This window comes from Pseudomonas sp. TE3911 (assembly GCF_054062775.1).
In genome coordinates this window covers 3,953,043-3,969,060 of the sequence record NZ_JBSSFP010000001.1, presented here as the reverse complement: position 1 = coordinate 3,969,060, position 16,018 = coordinate 3,953,043, and the positions used below count along the sequence as shown (strand labels likewise).

The following is a 16,018-nucleotide window of genomic DNA, read 5'->3' as shown; positions in this document are numbered from 1 at the left end:
CTGATTTCAAGAGGTTTGAGCATGTTGGTCTGTGGGAGGCTGCGACAAACGGATAGATCTCACGCGACGTATCGAAATAACTCACGCGTCAGCGCAGACCTCCTTTAACCATTGGCTGAAACACTCGGCCGCTTCACCGGTGGAACCTTGGGGGGCGATCAGCCAATAGCCGATGTCACTGTGGTAGGGCGGCCAGTCGAAGGCTTCAACCAGGCTGCCGTCCTGAAGCCGGCGTTGGATCAGGCGGTGACGGCCCATGGCAATGCCCTGGCCGGCGACGGCGGCTTCGACCACGATGTTGTAGTCATGCAGCATGACGCGCGGATGGTGTTCGAGGTCGACTTGATAATGCTGGGACCAATCCGTCCATTCGAACGGCCGGTGCGAGGTTGCCATCAGCAAGGGGCCGTTGTGCAGTTGACTGGCCTTGAATGCCGGGCTGCACACCGGTGAAATCACTTCAGCCATCAGCCGCGTGGCCCGCACGTCCGGCCAATCGCCTTTGCCGTAACGGATGGCCAGGTCGACTTCGGCGGCGGCGACGTTGGCCAGTTGAATCGCTGGCAACAGCTCCACCTGGATGTGCGGATAGCGGTTAAGAAACCCCGCCAGGCGCGGGGCCAGCCACAAGGTGGCGAAAGACGCCAGCAGGCCGATGCGCAACACAGTGGCGCTGGGCAGCTGCCGTTGGGCGCGGGTCGCGGCAGCGATGGCGTCAAGGGCGGGGCGGATTTCATCGTAGTAACGCTGCCCGTCGGCGGTCAGATCGATCGCGCGGGTGCGTCGGATAAACAGCGGTTTACCCAGATGCTGTTCGAGCTTTTGCACCTGATGGCTTAGGGCGCTTTGGGTAACCGATAACTCACTCGCCGCCTTGATAAAACTCAAGTGGCGGGCCACGGCTTCAAAGGCTCGTAGTGCCAGCAACGGTGGAAGATCCTTGTGCAGAGCCACCCGAGTGCGCCTCCTGGGTCGTGCGGAAAGTGCCGATTTTGGGCGACGGCCTGCCATTTGTCGCGCGCTGATTTGCCGTCGGGCGCAGCAGCCCGCATTATTGGACCCTACTCGCCACGACGTAAGACAAGCCATGAGTGATGACGACAAGCTGATCGACCTGAATGCCGAACGCGCCAAGCGCGTACATGACCTCAATGACAAACGCCTGAATGAAGTGCGCCAGGCGTTTGAACACGCAATGCCTTTAGGCAAAGGCAAGAAAAAATCAAAGAACAAACCGAAAAAGCGTTAACACGGCCTGCATCTGTTGATGCAGGTCAGTTAGTCCCCTTCTTTACGCCCCGTTGCGGGCGACATTGATCCCCGTCAATTTTTCAATACGCCTTCTCCAGTAACTTAGCCCTATCGCAACAGGGCAAGTGCAGGAGGCCGGTCATGTTTATCGATAATGTGGTATTCGCCGGAGTGCTGACTGTAAGCCTCATGGTGTTGTTTTTTGTAGGGTTTGGATTCTTCATCTGGAAAGACGCAAACAAGCGTAAAAAACCTTAGGTCTTTCCGGGTTACATGAGCACGCAAGGCATTTTGGGCGACTTCGGTCGCCTTTTTTTTTGAGTTGTTTTTGTGTGTATATCCGTCGCTGCAGCAACGGATAGGTCCCCCGCCAAAAAAACCAAAAAAAAGGCGCAACCCCCATCAGGATCACGCCTTCTTTTCCAACCCAAATCTATCAGCTACCCAACGCCTTGGAAGCCAACCAGAACAACCCGGCCGACAGCCCAACAGTCGCAGGCAACGTCAACACCCAGGCCATCAGGATGGTCTTGACCGTGCCACCTTGCAGGCCGCTTTTGTTCGCGACCATGGTGCCGGCCACGCCCGAAGACAGCACGTGGGTCGTGGACACCGGCAGGGCGAAGATATTGGCAAAACCAATCATGGTAGCGGTGGTGATCTGTGCCGACATGCCCTGGGCATACGTCATGCCCTGTTTGCCGATCTTCTCACCGATGGTCAGTACCACACGCTTCCAACCCACCATGGTGCCCAGGCCCAAGGCCAGTGCGACGGCGAGGATCACCCAGAACGGCGCGTACTCGGTGGTGGCGGTCAGGTCTTTGCGCAGTTTGTCGAGGTCGGACTTCTCACGCGCATCCAGGCCCGGCAGCTTGCCGACTTTCTTCGCAGTGTCGTCCAGGCAGAGCAGGTAGCGACGCACTTCGATACGCTGATCCGAAGTCAGCGAATGGTAGTCGGAGACACCTTTCAGCGTACTGACGAGCGCATTGATAGTCGGTTCGGTCTGCTGCGGGTTGCACTGGAACTTGCCCGGCAGATCGTCTTTCACGCTTTTGCCCAGGGCCAGGAATTCGCCGAGGGTGGCGTTATTGCGCTGGTAGAACTGGCTCAAATGCACGGTGGCGTCGCGAGTGCGTTCGATCTGATAGGTGGTACTGCCCAGGTCGAGTACGAACTGCGCCGGCACGATGCCGATCAGCACCAGCATGATCAGGCCGATGCCTTTCTGGCCATCGTTGGAGCCGTGCACGAAACTCACGGCCATGGCGGAGATCACCAGGACCAGGCGGTTCCAGAACGGCGGGTGCTTCTTGTCGTCGAGCTTGCGGCGCTGGTCCGGAGTCTTGTGCATCTTCGACAGCGGACGCCACCATTTAAGACCGATCAGCACCAGGGCTGCGACCAGGAAACCAGCCATTGGCGAGAACACCAGGGATGCGCCGATATCAACAGCTTTCTGCCAGTTCACACCGTCAGCCAGGGGGATATCGTTGATCAGGGCATTGGCCAGGCCGACACCGAGGATCGAACCGATCAAGGTGTGGGAGCTGGAAGCAGGGATACCGAAGTACCAGGTGCCCAGGTTCCAGGTGATCGCCGCGGCTAACAACGAGAAGACCATCGCCAAACCATGGCCGGTGTTCACATTGATCAGCAACTCCACCGGTAGCAGATGCACGATGGCGTAGGCGACACCGACACCACCGAGCAATACGCCGAGGAAGTTGAACACCCCGGAGAAGAACACGGCCAGATGCGGCGGCATGGCTTTGGTATAGATGACTGTGGCCACCGCGTTAGCGGTGTCATGAAAGCCATTGATGAACTCGAAGGCGAGGACAAAGGCGAGGGCGAGCAACAGGCTCACTAGAACCCAAGCATCCAGTCCGCTGAATAAATCGATCATGAAGGTTTTCTGACCCGGTCGTAAGGGGGCGCGATTATGCCAGAAAACCTCAGTAATCGATGCATTAGCTGCTCGTCGGTAACAATCTTCATTGAAACGCCTGGGGCGAAACCGGGCGATCCCAAGGTTTTCGGGGCTTTAGCAAGTCTTTGATTTATAAAGTGCAGGGCTGAAAAGACACGGTTTTGTCACCGAATCGTCATCCTTGAAACATTTGTATGAAATTTTACTGGTGGGAGTGGGACTCAGGGTGCCCGACCGATGGCTAGCTGCCAGCAGTCAGGGCCGAACCCTAGGCTCAATCCGAAGCGCTTATGGCTCTTCGGCTTTGAGTTCCTGTTCAATCTTTTGGATTTCCTGGGCAAATGCCTGGTCGAGCAGGCTGGCTCGCTTGCGCCATGGTTTGCGTTCAGGTTCAGGCTGGGCGGCGTAGGTGGTGACTTCCCCGCCGTAAACATCCTTGTAACGTTGCTCCTGGCGCTCAAGTTCCGCGCGCAGTTCATCTTTCGTCACATTGTTACCTAATTGAGTTGAGTGTAATTACGCTGCAGCGTTATGCCTGAATGTCGCCCTCGGATTGTTCAAAGTTGAGCAGTTGATGCGTTCAAGTTTGAACAACGGATACTGGAAACCGTTGGTTATGGCTGTCATTCAAAGCAGGTAGTTGCGACTGTCCATGCACTGCATGTGCCTGGCCTGGCGAGCTCTGGCCCCGAAAGTAAAACCGGGCTGACCTCCGCACAGGGTGCATTATAGCGGCGCATTTGAATAACACTATCGGCATAAAGTTGAAAAGCGTCAACTTTGTGTGAGCGTTTTGTTACACGCACACGTGAGTAGTTGCTGAGATTCTGGCGCCATAAATTCAACAAGCAACTAAAGGTTCAAGCCTTTCACCGTAACTTTACTTTGCCAAGGCGCCATCGCGAGACCGGTCGCTCAGGTACGCCCCAAATTGCGATAATCGCATGATCGTCCGATAATCGCCCAATGTTGCCGGCCCTGCCTTGTGCAGATCGGTCGGTGCGGCTTGTAATACCTGCCCAATCCCTGCGGTTGACAATAAGAGAAAGGAACCTGAGATGAACGATCAATTGCGCAACTCTTTCGCCTCAGTGGCGCCGCCGATCGTTGCCTCGCCGGCCAAGCGTATCCAGGCGTTTACCGGTGACCCGGATTTCATGACCTCCCTGGCCCGTGGCCTGGCCGTGGTGCAGGCATTCCAGGAGCGCAAACGCCACCTGACGATTGCCCAAATCAGCCATCGCACCGAAATTCCCCGCGCCGCTGTGCGTCGTTGCCTGCATACCCTGATCAAACTTGGCTACGCCACCACCGATGGGCGTACCTATTCCTTGTTGCCCAAAGTACTGACCCTCGGCCATGCCTACCTGTCGTCCACGCCATTGGCGGTGTCGGCTCAGCCATATCTGGACCGCATGAGTGAACAACTGCACGAAGCCTGCAATATGGCGACCCTCGAAGGCGACGACATCCTCTATATCGCCCGTTCGGCCACCACCCAACGCCTGATTTCCGTGGACCTGTCGGTGGGCGGGCGTTTGCCGGCCTATTGCACGTCCATGGGGCGCATCCTGCTCGCGGCGCTGGACGACGCCTCGCTGCAGGATTACCTCGACCACGCGGACCTGCAAATCAAGACCAGCCGCACCCTCACCACCCCCGAAGCTTTGTTCGAATGCCTGCAACAAGTGCGTCAGCAGGGTTGGTGCATCGTCGACCAGGAACTGGAGCAAGGCCTGCGCTCCATCGCCGTGCCGGTGTATGACGCGTCTGGCCAAGTATTGGCAGCGCTCAACGTCAGTACCCATGCCGGACGCGTCAGCCGCAGCGAGCTGGAACAGCGCTTCCTGCCGAGCATGCTCAGCGCCAGCCGTGAGCTGAGTGCGCAGTTGTTTGCCTAAGGTGTTCGGTGACCGCACAGATCCCGGCTTGATCAATTGACGCTATTTCCTCCGGCTTATTACTGTGCGGCAGCGCTCTTAAGGGCGCCCCAATAATAATGACGACCCCAGGTCGTTGGCCCGCCCTCGGTGTGGAATAAAAATAATGAATCAGCCTTCTGTCGGTACCACGCTGGACGTGCAGTCCTTCATCAACACCCAGCCACTGTCACGCTATCAGTGGCGCGTGGTTATCCTGTGTTTCCTGATTGTCTTCCTTGATGGCCTCGACACCGCCGCCATGGGCTTTATTGCGCCTGCGCTGTCCCAGGACTGGGGCATCGACCGCGCCAGCCTTGGTCCGGTGATGAGTGCCGCGTTGATCGGCATGGTGTTCGGTGCGTTAGGTTCGGGCCCGCTGGCCGACCGTTTCGGTCGTAAAGTCGTGCTGGTCGGCGCGGTTTTGGTGTTTGGCGCGTTCAGCCTGGCTTCGGCCTACAGCAGCAACGTCGACCAGTTGCTCGTGCTGCGTTTCCTCACAGGGCTGGGCCTGGGAGCAGGCATGCCTAATGCCACCACGCTGCTGTCCGAGTACACCCCCGAGCGCCACAAGTCGCTGCTGGTGACCAGCATGTTCTGTGGTTTCAATCTGGGTATGGCCGGTGGCGGGTTTATCTCGGCCAAGCTGATCCCGGCGTTCGGCTGGCACGCGTTGTTGATGATCGGCGGCATCCTGCCGCTGATCCTGGTGGTGGTGCTGCTGCTCTGGCTGCCGGAGTCGGCGCGTTACTTGGTGGTGCGCAACCGCGGCACCGATAAGGTGCGCAAAACCTTGTCACCCATCGAGCCCAACATCGTCGCCCAGGCCACCGCCTTCAGTGTGCCCGAACAAAAAACCGTCAAGGCCCGCAACGTGTTCGCGGTGATCTTCTCCGGCACTTATAGCGCCGGGACCTTGCTGCTGTGGCTCACCTACTTCATGGGCCTGGTGATCGTGTACTTGCTCACCAGTTGGTTGCCGACGCTGATGCGTGACAGTGGCGCGAGCATGGAGCAGGCCGCGTTTATTGGCGCGTTGTTCCAGTTCGGTGGGGTGTTAAGCGCCGTCGGCGTGGGCTGGGCGATGGACAGGTTCAATCCCCACAAAGTCATCGGCATCTTTTACCTGCTGGCCGGGGTGTTTGCCTACGCGGTAGGTCAGAGCCTGGGCAATATCACCGTGCTGGCGACGTTGGTGCTGATCGCCGGAATGTGCGTCAACGGCGCGCAATCGGCGATGCCGTCCCTGGCGGCGCGCTTTTATCCGACCCAAGGCCGCGCCACCGGCGTGTCGTGGATGCTCGGCATCGGCCGCTTCGGCGCGATCCTCGGCGCCTGGATGGGCGCCACCTTGCTGGGCCTGGGCTGGAACTTTGAGCAGGTGCTCACCGCCCTGGTGATCCCGGCCGCTGTGGCCACGACGGCGGTGGTGATCAAGGGCATGGTCAGCCATGCGGATGCCACCTGAGCTTGGCAGGTTTCTAAGCTGGGAGAGGGCAAGCGCCCTCTCACACCAGAAGATTAGCTAGACAACAATATGTTCGATAATCGAACGCTGAGTCGATTATCGGATTGTTTGGCCCATTTCCCCGGCTTAATCTTCAAGCACTTCGGCGCCACCTCAGCGCCTTTTTCGATCAACACCGGGAGCCCAACCCCATGGCTGAAATTCTCACCCTGCGTGATGCGGTCAAGCGTTTCGTGAACGACGGCGATACCATCGCTCTCGAAGGCTTCACCCACCTGATCCCTACCGCCGCAGGCCATGAAATCATTCGTCAGGGCAAGAAAGACCTGACGCTGGTGCGTATGACGCCTGACCTGATCTACGACCAGTTGATCGGTGCCGGCTGCGCACGCAAGCTGATTTTCTCCTGGGGCGGCAACCCGGGCGTGGGCTCCCTGCATCGCCTGCGTGACGCAGTCGAGAAGCAATGGCCACAACCGTTGGAAATCGAAGAACACAGCCACGCCGACCTGGCCAATGCCTACGTCGCCGGCGCCTCTGGCCTGCCGTTCGCGGTACTGCGTGCCTACGCCGGTTCCGACCTGCCCAAAGTCAACCCATTGATCAAAAGCGTGACATGCCCGTTCACCGGCGAAGTGCTGGCGGCGGTGCCGTCGGTGCGTCCGGACATCACGGTGATCCACGCGCAAAAGGCCGACCGCAAGGGCAATGTGCTGCTCTGGGGGATTCTCGGTGTGCAGAAGGAAGCGGCGTTGGCGGCCAAGCGTTGCATCGTCACCGTGGAAGAAATTGTCGACGACCTGAATGCACCGATGAACAGCTGCGTGTTGCCCACCTGGGCCCTGACTGCTGTGTGCCACGTACCCGGCGGCGCGCATCCGTCCTACGCCCACGGTTACAACGAGCGCGACAACCGCTTCTACCAGGCGTGGGATCCGATTGCCCGCGACCGTGGGACGTTTACCGCCTGGATCGACGAATACATCCACGGCACTGCCGATTTCAGTGAATACCAGGCCAAGTTGGCCACCGCGCAGGAGGCCAAGTAATGGCTTACTCGACCAATGAAATGATGACCGTCGCCGCCGCGCGCCGCCTCAAGAACGGCTCGGTGTGCTTTGTCGGCATCGGCCTGCCATCCAAAGCGGCCAACCTGGCGCGCCTGACCTCATCGCCCGATGTGGTGTTGATCTACGAGTCCGGCCCGATTGGCGCCAAGCCCTCGGTACTGCCGCTGTCCATTGGTGATGGCGAACTGGCGGAAACCGCTGACACCGTGGTGCCAACCGGTGAGATTTTTCGCTACTGGCTGCAAGGCGGACGTATCGACGTGGGCTTTCTCGGTGCAGCCCAAGTCGACCGTTTCGGCAACATCAACACCACCGTGGTCGGTGACTATCACCAGCCCAAAGTACGCCTGCCGGGTGCCGGTGGCGCGCCGGAAATCGCCGGCTCCGCCAAGAGCGTGCTGATTATCCTCAAGCAGTCGTCCCGTTCGTTTGTGGACAAGCTGGACTTCATCACCTCAGTCGGCCACGGCGAGGGCGGCGATTCACGTAAACGCCTGGGCCTGCCGGGTGCCGGTCCTGTCGGAATCATTACCGACCTGTGCATCATGGAGCCGGAAGAGGGCACCCATGAATTCGTGGTTACCGCGCTGCACCCTGGCGTGACCCGCGAGCAAGTGGTGGCCGCTACCGGTTGGGCGATTCGCTTTGCCGACCAAGTCAGCAACACCGCCGAGCCGACCGAGGTCGAGTTGACCGCCCTGCGTGACCTCGAAGCCCGCACCGCTGCCGCCCACGGCCAAGCACCGGGAGAAGCCTGATGCGCGACGTATTTATCTGTGATGCCATTCGCACCCCCATCGGCCGCTTTGGCGGTGGCCTGTCCACCGTACGCGCCGATGACTTGGCGGCATTGCCGATCAAGGCGCTGATGGAGCGCAATCCGTCGGTGGACTGGAGCGCGGTGGATGAGGTGTTCCTCGGCTGCGCCAACCAGGCCGGTGAAGACAACCGCAACGTCGCCCGCATGGCGCTGTTGCTGGCGGGTCTGCCGGAAAGCATTCCGGGCGTGACCCTTAACCGTTTGTGCGCCTCGGGCATGGACGCCATTGGCACCGCCTTTCGCGCCATCGCCAGCGGCGAAATGGAGCTGACGATTGCCGGGGGCGTTGAGTCGATGTCCCGTGCGCCGTTCGTGATGGGCAAGGCTGACGCGGCGTTTTCGCGCAACATGAAGCTGGAAGACACCACCATCGGCTGGCGCTTTATCAACCCCTTGATGAAAGCCCAGTACGGCGTGGACGCGATGCCGCAGACCGCCGATAACGTCGCCGATGACTACCAGGTTTCACGTGCTGATCAGGACGCCTTCGCCCTGCGCAGCCAGCAACGCACGGCGGCCGCTCAGGCTGCGGGCTTTTTTGCCGAAGAAATCGTGCCGGTAAGGGTTGCCCATAAAAAAGGCGAAACCGTGGTCGAGCACGATGAGCATCCACGAGACACCACCCTGGAAGCCCTGACCAAACTCAAGCCGGTCAACGGCCCTGACAAGACCGTCACCGCCGGTAATGCTTCAGGTGTGAACGATGGTGCGGCGGCGCTGATTCTGGCGTCCGCCGAAGCGGTCAAGAAACACGGCCTGACGGCGCGTGCCCGCGTGTTGGGCATGGCCAGCGCCGGTGTCGCCCCGCGTGTGATGGGCATCGGTCCGGTGCCAGCGGTGCGCAAACTGGTGGAACGCCTGGGGTTGGCGGTCACCGACTTTGACGTGATCGAACTCAACGAAGCTTTCGCCAGCCAAGGCCTGGCGGTACTGCGCGAATTGGGTATTGCCGACGACGCGCCCCAGGTCAATCCGAACGGCGGCGCCATCGCCCTCGGTCATCCGTTGGGCATGAGCGGTGCGCGGTTGGTACTGACAGCCCTGCATCAGTTGGAAAAAACCGGTGGCCGTAAAGGCCTGGCGACCATGTGTGTCGGCGTCGGCCAAGGGTTGGCCCTGGCGATTGAACGCATCTAATAAGAGAGGATTGCTCCATGAGTGACAAGCCCGGTTACCGGCGCCCGCAAGCGGGCACCCAACCTGATTACCTGCACCCGGCCTACCAGTCGACGAACTTGCGTTCGCCGTCACAGCCGTTGGTGTTCCTGCCCCATTCCTTGTCGGAAATCACCGGCCCGACCATCGGCGCCGAGCGGATCAACGAGAAAGACAACGACCTCACCGCCCAGCATGAAGGCGAGCCCCAGGGCGAACGCATCATCATCCATGGGCGTGTACTGGACGAAAACGGTTTGCCGGTGCCAGGCATTCTGGTGGAGATCTGGCAGGCCAACGCCGCCGGCCGCTACAACCACAAGCGTGACCTGCACGACGCGCCGCTGGACCCGAACTTCACCGGCACCGGCCGTACCGTCACCGACGCGGATGGCTGGTATCAGTTCCAGACCATCAAGCCCGGCGCTTACCCATGGGGCAATCACCACAACGCGTGGCGCCCGGCGCATATCCACTTTTCGCTGTTCGGCCCCAGCGTGCTGACGCGCTTGGTCACGCAGATGTATTTCCCTGGCGACCCGCTGCTGGAATACGACCCGATATACAACTGTGTGCCGGACACTTCGGCCAAGCAGCGCCTGATCGCCAGTTTCGACCTGGAAAAAACCATTCCTTCCTATGCCCTCGGCTACCGCTGGGACATCGTCCTGCGCGGCCGCGACGCCACGCCGATGGAGAAATGAGATGAGCCTTTACGCAACCACGTCCCACACCGTCGGGCCGTACTACCACATTGGCCTGACCTGGCTGAACCGCGAAGACCTGACCGTCGCCGCCACCCTTGGTGAGCGCGTGGCGATCAGCGGGCAAGTGGTGGATGGCAACGGTGATGTGGTCAACGACGCCATGCTCGAAGTCTGGCAGGCCAACGCCGCCGGCAAATACGACCACCCGGAAGATGACCAGGACAAGGCCGTCGATCCCAACTTCGAGGGTTTCGGTCGGGTGCCGGTGGACGCCGAAGGACGTTTTCGCTTTACCACCATCAAGCCGGGCAGCGTGCCGGGCCTGAAAGGCACGACCCAGGCGCCGCACTTGGTGGTGCTGGTGTTTGCCCGTGGCTTGGTGAAGCACTTGCTCACGCGGATTTATTTTGACGGTGAGGCGTTGAATGGGGATGACGCGTTGCTGGCGTGCGTGCCTGCCGAGCGTCGTAGCACCTTGATTGCCAAGCAGGATGCTGACGGTGTGTATCAGTGGAATGTGATTTTGCAGGGGACAGATAAGGAGACGGTGTTCTTCGACTACTGAGTCGCTTGTCAGGGCCTCATCGGGGGCAAGCCCCTCACACATTTTGAGCGCGCCGCCTATCAAATGTGGGAGGGGGCTTGCCCCCGATGAGGCCGGTTCAGGAGATCCCTATCCAAATGTCTGCTTGCGGAACATGGTTGTTGCAAAGTATGTCTAGGCTATAACCGTTCCCACTGAGTGAAAAAATCATGACAACAGCCACCAGTCACTACACCGGAGAAGAGCGCAGCAAACGGATCTTTGCGATTGTCGGTGCCTCCTCCGGCAACCTGGTCGAATGGTTCGACTTCTACGTCTACGCCTTCTGCGCTATCTACTTCGCCCCCGCATTTTTCCCGTCGGACGATCCCACGGTGCAACTGCTCAACACCGCCGGTGTATTCGCCGCCGGGTTCCTGATGCGCCCCATCGGCGGCTGGCTGTTCGGCCGGGTCGCTGACAAGCACGGGCGCAAAAATTCGATGATGATTTCGGTGCTGATGATGTGCGCCGGTTCGTTGGTCATCGCCTTCCTGCCTACTTACAAAGACATCGGCGCCTGGGCCCCGGCATTGCTGCTGGTGGCGCGGTTGTTCCAGGGCTTGTCGGTGGGTGGCGAGTACGGCACCACCGCGACCTACATGAGTGAAGTCGCACTCAAAGGCCAGCGCGGCTTCTTTGCCTCGTTCCAGTACGTCACCCTGATCGGCGGGCAACTGCTGGCGGTGTTGGTGGTGGTGATCCTGCAACAGATCCTCACTGAAGAAGAACTGCGCGCCTGGGGCTGGCGGATTCCGTTCGTGATCGGTGCGATTGCGGCGGTGATCTCCCTGTTGCTGCGGCGCACCCTCAAGGAAACCACCAGCAAGGAAACCCGCCAGGACAAGGACGCCGGCAGCGTCGCCGCGCTGTTTCGCAATCACAAAGCGGCCTTCATCACCGTGCTCGGCTACACCGCGGGCGGCTCGCTGATTTTCTACACCTTCACCACCTACATGCAGAAGTACCTAGTGAACACCGCCGGGATGCACGCCAAGACCGCCAGCTACATCATGACCGGCGCGCTGTTTGTGTACATGTGCATGCAGCCGCTGTTCGGCATGCTCTCGGACAAGATCGGCCGACGTAACTCGATGCTCTGGTTCGGCGCCCTCGGTACCCTCTGCACGGTGCCGATCCTGCTGACCCTGAAAACCGTGACAAGCCCGTTCCTGGCCTTTGTACTGATTTCCCTGGCGTTGGCTATCGTGAGTTTCTACACCTCGATCAGCGGCCTGGTGAAAGCGGAAATGTTCCCGCCGCACGTACGAGCCCTGGGTGTGGGCCTGGCTTACGCAGTGGCTAACGCGATCTTCGGTGGCTCGGCGGAATACGTGGCCTTGGGACTCAAATCCATGGGCATGGAAAACACTTTTTATTGGTACGTCACCGGCATGATGGCCGTGGCCTTCCTGTTCAGCTTGCGTCTGCCGAAACAGGCGGAGTACTTGCACCACGATTTGTAAGGGACGCGTTATGACACTGCGCACGAGCAACCAACTGTTCGACGCCTACTTCACCGCTGACAGCATGGCCGAGGTGTTCTGCGACGAGGGGCGCTTGCAGGGCATGCTGGATTTCGAAGCCGGCCTGGCCCGGGCGCAAGCTCAGGTCGGGTTGATCCCGCCGTCGGCCGTCGCACCAATTGCCCAGGCGTGCCTGGCGTCACTGTATGACATGGACGCCCTCGGTGTGGCGATTGCCTCGGCCGGGAACTCGGCGATTCCATTGGTGAAGGCCTTGGGCAAGTTGATAGCCAGTGAAGATGCCGGTGCCGAGCGCTACGTGCATCTGGGGGCGACGAGCCAGGACGTGATGGACACCGGCCTAGTGCTGCAACTGCGGCGTGCACTGCTGTTGATCGAAACCGACCTGGCCCGCTTGGGCGATGTGCTTGCCGCCCAAGCCCAGCGTTACGCGGTGACGCCGTTGGCCGGGCGCACTTGGTTGCAGCACGCCACGCCGGTCACGCTGGGGATGAAAATCGCCGGTTGGCTGGGCGCCGTGACGCGTAGCCGCCAGCGCTTGGCGGAGTTGAAACCGCGCTTGCTGGTGCTGCAATTTGGTGGCGCCTCCGGAACCCTCGCGGCGTTGGGTGAACAGGCGATGCCCGTGGCCGAGGCCTTGGCGGCCCAGTTACAACTGAGCCTGCCCGAACAGCCCTGGCACACTCAGCGAGATCGTCTGGTGGAGTTCGCCAGCGTGCTGGGTTTGATCGCGGGCAGTCTCGGCAAGCTGGGCCGGGACATCAGCCTGTTGATGCAGACTGAAGCGGCGGAAGTGTTCGAACCGTCGGCGCCTGGCAAGGGCGGCTCGTCCACCATGCCCCATAAACGCAACCCGGTAGGCGCTGCGGTGCTGATCAGTGCGGCTACGCGCGTGCCTGGGTTGGTCTCGACGATGTTCAGCGCCATGCCCCAGGAGCACGAGCGCAGCCTGGGACTGTGGCATGCGGAATGGGAAACCTTGCCGGAGATTTGCCGGTTGGTGTCCGGTGCCTTGCAACAGGCGCTACTGGTGAGCGAAGGGTTGGAAGTCGACCCCGAGCGCATGAAGCAGAACCTCGACCTGACCCAAGGCCTGGTACTGGCCGAAGCCGTCAGCATTGTGCTTGCCCAACGCCTTGGCCGCGAAACCGCGCACCATCTGCTGGAGCAGTGCTGCAAGCGTGCGGTCGCCGAGGGGCGCCATCTGCGCGCGGTATTGGCGGACGAACCGCAGATCACCGCTGAGTTATCTGCGGCCGAACTGGATCGACTGCTCGACCCTGCCCACTATCTGGGCCAGGCCCATACCTGGGTCACGCGTGCTGTCACCGAACATTTTGAACTGACTGCCTGAGGAGGCCCCCATGCCATTTGTACAACTCGCCGAGGGCGACCTGCATTACCAACTGGATGGGCCGGTGGACGCGCCGGTACTGGTGCTGTCCAACTCATTGGGCACCGACCTGCATATGTGGGACATCCAGATCCAGGCCTTCACCGAGCATTTTCGCGTGTTGCGTTTCGATACCCGTGGCCACGGCAAATCCCTGGTTACCGAAGGGCCCTACAGCATCGAGCAACTCGGCCGTGATGTGCTGGCGCTGTTGGACGCACTGGATATTCAACGTGCGCATTTTTGCGGGCTGTCCATGGGTGGCTTGATCGGCCAATGGCTCGGCATCCACGCCGGTGGCCGCCTGAACCGCCTTGTGCTGTGCAACACCGCCGCCAAGATCGGCACGCTGGAGATCTGGAACCCGCGCATCGAGATGGTGTTGCGCGATGGCGCGGCGGCGATGGTCGCTTTGCGCGATGCCTCCATTGCACGCTGGTTTACCGCCGACTTTGCAGCGGCGAACCCCCATCAGGCCCAGCAGATCACTGACATGCTCGCGTCCACGTCACCCCAAGGTTACGCGGCCAGCTGCGGCGCCGTGCGTGATGCGGATTTCCGTGAGCAACTGCGCTCGATCAAAGTGCCGACGCTGGTGATTGCGGGCACCGAAGATGCCGTCACACCGCCGGCCGGTAGCCACTTTATCCAGAATCATGTGCAGGGGGCCGAGTACGCTGAGTTCTACGCGGCGCACCTGTCCAACGTTCAGGCCGGCGCTGCATTCAGCGACCGCGTGATTGAATTTTTGCTGGCCCGTTGAGGAGCTGTTTGTGGAAGAGAAACAACGTTATGCCGAGGGCCTGCAAGTACGCCGCGAAGTGCTGGGCGATGCCCATGTCGACCGCAGCCTCAATGCCCTGACCGAGTTCAACAGCGAGTTTCAGGAAATGATCACCCGCCACGCCTGGGGTGATATCTGGACCCGTCCTGGCCTGCCTCGGCACACTCGTAGCCTGATCACGATTGCGATGCTGATCGGCATGAACCGCGCCGAAGAGCTCAAGTTGCATCTGCGCGCGGCTGCCAGCAATGGCGTGACCCGTGCCGAGATCAAGGAAGTGCTGATGCAGAGCGCGATCTACTGCGGTATCCCGGCGGCGAATGCCACCTTTCACCTGGCAGAGTCAGTGTGGGATGAATTGGGTGTTGAGTCCCGGCAACCAGAGTAGATTTGAAACGCGGTCGAAATGTGGGAGGGGGCTTGCTCCCGATAGCGGTGGTGCAGTCTCAATAACTCTGACTGATCCACCGGCATCGGGAGCAAGCCCCCTCCCACATTTTTGCTCTTCACACGGCTTAAGGTCAGTGGGAGTCGGCGTCCCACACCCAATTCCACACGCCCGGTAAATGCACTTCCTCACTGACAGCCTTCACGGTGCGTGACAGCGCTGCCCGTTCGAGTGCGCCACGGTCGGTGTAGAACGGCTCGGCGGCGGTCTTCATGCCGGTGACCTGGGCACTGTCCAGCAGGATCTGCAGGTATTCCTGCATATGCCGCGCGGTGTAGCGGTTGATGTCGTGGAAGGTCACCACCACCGGTATCACGCCGTCCACTGTCGGCAACTCCCCCAGCGCGATGCGTTCGCGCACGACCGACAGTTGTCGATACAGGTTGGCGCGGCGGCGTGGGCTGCCGTTGAAACCCCAGATCTTGCCGTCATTGGCGCTCAAGTCGGTCAGCAGAACGTGCATGCCATGGCGCTGGTAGGCGGCGAAGGTGCGGCGGTCGTAGTTCCAGAACGGCGGACGGACCAATACCGGTGGTGCGCCGGTGATCGAGGCGATATCGGCAGAACCCTGGGCCAGGGTGCTATCCAGTTCGGCGTTGTTCAGCCAGCGGTGGTTGGTATGGAACGCGGTGGCCGTGTGAAACGCCAGAATATGACCGCCCGCGTACTCACGCTCCATGGTCTTGCGACCCCGTGAACTGCCGCCGGAACGGGCCGCTTCGGTCTGTAAAAAAAACACGGCCTTGATTCCCGGCAACACCGGGTTGTGCGCCAGGTCGGCCACCACCGAACGGCTCGGGTTGTTGTAACCCGAGGCGCTGGGGCCGTCATCGAAGGTCAGCAGAAAACGGATCGGCGCCTGTGCTTGCAGGCGCTGTTCGGTCTGGGGCGTCAGGGCGATAGGCGCGCCGATGCAGCCACTGAGGCTCACGGCCAGGGCCAGCACGGCGGATGCGATGGCGAAGGATTTCATGGTGTGCGCGGGCTCGAAAAAGAG

General features: G+C 60.5%; 17 protein-coding genes. 13 read left to right on the top strand and 4 right to left on the bottom strand.

Features of this window, described 5'->3' with window-relative positions:
- Positions 1–81 precede the first annotated feature (81 nt).
- Entirely contained in the window at positions 82–954 is an 873-nt protein-coding gene (locus ACVWXD_RS18000) for a LysR substrate-binding domain-containing protein (protein ID WP_099601299.1), read from the bottom strand.
- Positions 955–1,087: 133 nt separating this feature from the next.
- Here ACVWXD_RS18000 and ACVWXD_RS17995 point away from each other — a divergent pair, with 133 nt between their 5' ends.
- Entirely contained in the window at positions 1,088–1,249 is a 162-nt protein-coding gene (locus tag ACVWXD_RS17995; protein WP_095184037.1) for a hypothetical protein, read from the top strand.
- 143 nt (positions 1,250–1,392) lie between these two features.
- Positions 1,393–1,509, top strand: a complete 117-nt coding sequence (gene ccoM / locus ACVWXD_RS17990; protein WP_017530457.1) for a cytochrome c oxidase subunit CcoM — start codon at positions 1,393–1,395, stop codon at positions 1,507–1,509.
- A gap of 178 nt (positions 1,510–1,687) precedes the next feature.
- On the opposite strand, the gene ACVWXD_RS17985 is transcribed toward ccoM, so the two are convergent.
- Positions 1,688–3,163, bottom strand: a complete 1,476-nt coding sequence (locus tag ACVWXD_RS17985; RefSeq protein WP_099601300.1) for an inorganic phosphate transporter — start codon at positions 3,161–3,163, stop codon at positions 1,688–1,690.
- Between the two features lie 312 nt (positions 3,164–3,475).
- Positions 3,476–3,676 carry a hypothetical protein gene (locus ACVWXD_RS17980; protein ID WP_003172389.1) on the bottom strand — a complete coding sequence of 67 codons (201 nt, stop codon included), beginning with the start codon at positions 3,674–3,676 and terminating at the stop codon, positions 3,476–3,478.
- A gap of 569 nt (positions 3,677–4,245) precedes the next feature.
- Between ACVWXD_RS17980 and pcaR the strand changes: the two genes are divergently transcribed.
- The 11 genes from pcaR to pcaC all read left to right on the top strand — a co-directional run bounded on the left by pcaR (position 4,246) and on the right by pcaC (position 14,961).
- Positions 4,246–5,088 carry a pca regulon transcriptional regulator PcaR gene (gene pcaR / locus ACVWXD_RS17975; protein ID WP_032891554.1) on the top strand — a complete coding sequence of 281 codons (843 nt, stop codon included), beginning with the start codon at positions 4,246–4,248 and terminating at the stop codon, positions 5,086–5,088.
- A gap of 145 nt (positions 5,089–5,233) precedes the next feature.
- On the top strand, positions 5,234–6,574 hold the full coding sequence (locus ACVWXD_RS17970; RefSeq protein ID WP_032891552.1) for an MFS transporter: 1,341 nt from the start codon (positions 5,234–5,236) through the stop codon (positions 6,572–6,574).
- A gap of 191 nt (positions 6,575–6,765) precedes the next feature.
- The gene (locus ACVWXD_RS17965) at positions 6,766–7,623 is read left to right on the top strand and encodes a CoA transferase subunit A (protein WP_457371229.1); all 858 of its coding nucleotides are present in this window, start codon (positions 6,766–6,768) and stop codon (positions 7,621–7,623) included.
- Positions 7,623–8,402, top strand: a complete 780-nt coding sequence (locus ACVWXD_RS17960) for a CoA-transferase subunit beta (RefSeq protein ID WP_457371228.1) — start codon at positions 7,623–7,625, stop codon at positions 8,400–8,402. Before ACVWXD_RS17965 ends, ACVWXD_RS17960 begins: the two co-directional genes overlap by 1 nt.
- Positions 8,399–9,601 carry a 3-oxoadipyl-CoA thiolase gene (pcaF, locus tag ACVWXD_RS17955; RefSeq protein ID WP_177326468.1) on the top strand — a complete coding sequence of 401 codons (1,203 nt, stop codon included), beginning with the start codon at positions 8,399–8,401 and terminating at the stop codon, positions 9,599–9,601. The genes ACVWXD_RS17960 and pcaF overlap by 4 nt, the downstream gene beginning before the upstream one ends.
- A gap of 17 nt (positions 9,602–9,618) precedes the next feature.
- The gene (gene pcaH / locus ACVWXD_RS17950; RefSeq protein WP_019817832.1) at positions 9,619–10,323 is read left to right on the top strand and encodes a protocatechuate 3,4-dioxygenase subunit beta; all 705 of its coding nucleotides are present in this window, start codon (positions 9,619–9,621) and stop codon (positions 10,321–10,323) included.
- 1 nt (position 10,324) lies between these two features.
- Positions 10,325–10,891, top strand: coding sequence for a protocatechuate 3,4-dioxygenase subunit alpha (gene pcaG / locus ACVWXD_RS17945; RefSeq protein WP_032891545.1), 567 nt, complete (start codon positions 10,325–10,327; stop codon positions 10,889–10,891).
- A 188-nt stretch (positions 10,892–11,079) separates the two neighbouring features.
- Positions 11,080–12,375 (top strand): MFS family transporter, encoded by a 1,296-nt coding sequence (locus ACVWXD_RS17940; RefSeq protein WP_032891544.1) that lies wholly within the window; start codon positions 11,080–11,082, stop codon positions 12,373–12,375.
- Between the two features lie 10 nt (positions 12,376–12,385).
- Complete coding sequence (locus ACVWXD_RS17935; RefSeq protein WP_122680237.1) at positions 12,386–13,750, top strand: 3-carboxy-cis,cis-muconate cycloisomerase; 1,365 nt, start codon at positions 12,386–12,388, stop codon at positions 13,748–13,750.
- A 10-nt stretch (positions 13,751–13,760) separates the two neighbouring features.
- Complete coding sequence (gene pcaD, locus ACVWXD_RS17930) at positions 13,761–14,552, top strand: 3-oxoadipate enol-lactonase (protein WP_122764891.1); 792 nt, start codon at positions 13,761–13,763, stop codon at positions 14,550–14,552.
- Between the two features lie 10 nt (positions 14,553–14,562).
- Positions 14,563–14,961, top strand: a complete 399-nt coding sequence (pcaC, locus tag ACVWXD_RS17925; RefSeq protein WP_032891541.1) for a 4-carboxymuconolactone decarboxylase — start codon at positions 14,563–14,565, stop codon at positions 14,959–14,961.
- A gap of 133 nt (positions 14,962–15,094) precedes the next feature.
- Here pcaC and ACVWXD_RS17920 read toward each other — a convergent pair whose 3' ends face one another.
- Positions 15,095–15,994, bottom strand: coding sequence for a polysaccharide deacetylase family protein (locus ACVWXD_RS17920; RefSeq protein WP_095184041.1), 900 nt, complete (start codon positions 15,992–15,994; stop codon positions 15,095–15,097).
- Between the last annotated feature and the right edge of the window lie 24 nt (positions 15,995–16,018).

Bases quoted from the DNA above. Each gene is read 5' to 3' on its own strand.
- ACVWXD_RS17965 (WP_457371229.1), top strand. From the start codon at position 6,766: ATGGCTGAAATTCTCACCCTGCGTGATGCGGTCAAGCGTTTCGTGAAC.
- ccoM (WP_017530457.1), top strand. From the start codon at position 1,393: ATGTTTATCGATAATGTGGTATTCGCCGGAGTGCTGACTGTAAGCCTC.
- ACVWXD_RS17995 (WP_095184037.1), top strand. From the start codon at position 1,088: ATGAGTGATGACGACAAGCTGATCGACCTGAATGCCGAACGCGCCAAG.
- pcaH (WP_019817832.1), top strand. From the start codon at position 9,619: ATGAGTGACAAGCCCGGTTACCGGCGCCCGCAAGCGGGCACCCAACCT.
- ACVWXD_RS17960 (WP_457371228.1), top strand. From the start codon at position 7,623: ATGGCTTACTCGACCAATGAAATGATGACCGTCGCCGCCGCGCGCCGC.
- pcaR (WP_032891554.1), top strand. From the start codon at position 4,246: ATGAACGATCAATTGCGCAACTCTTTCGCCTCAGTGGCGCCGCCGATC.
- ACVWXD_RS17920 (WP_095184041.1), bottom strand. From the start codon at position 15,994: ATGAAATCCTTCGCCATCGCATCCGCCGTGCTGGCCCTGGCCGTGAGC.
- ACVWXD_RS17970 (WP_032891552.1), top strand. From the start codon at position 5,234: ATGAATCAGCCTTCTGTCGGTACCACGCTGGACGTGCAGTCCTTCATC.
- pcaD (WP_122764891.1), top strand. From the start codon at position 13,761: ATGCCATTTGTACAACTCGCCGAGGGCGACCTGCATTACCAACTGGAT.
- ACVWXD_RS17985 (WP_099601300.1), bottom strand. From the start codon at position 3,163: ATGATCGATTTATTCAGCGGACTGGATGCTTGGGTTCTAGTGAGCCTG.
- ACVWXD_RS17940 (WP_032891544.1), top strand. From the start codon at position 11,080: ATGACAACAGCCACCAGTCACTACACCGGAGAAGAGCGCAGCAAACGG.
- ACVWXD_RS17935 (WP_122680237.1), top strand. From the start codon at position 12,386: ATGACACTGCGCACGAGCAACCAACTGTTCGACGCCTACTTCACCGCT.
- pcaG (WP_032891545.1), top strand. From the start codon at position 10,325: ATGAGCCTTTACGCAACCACGTCCCACACCGTCGGGCCGTACTACCAC.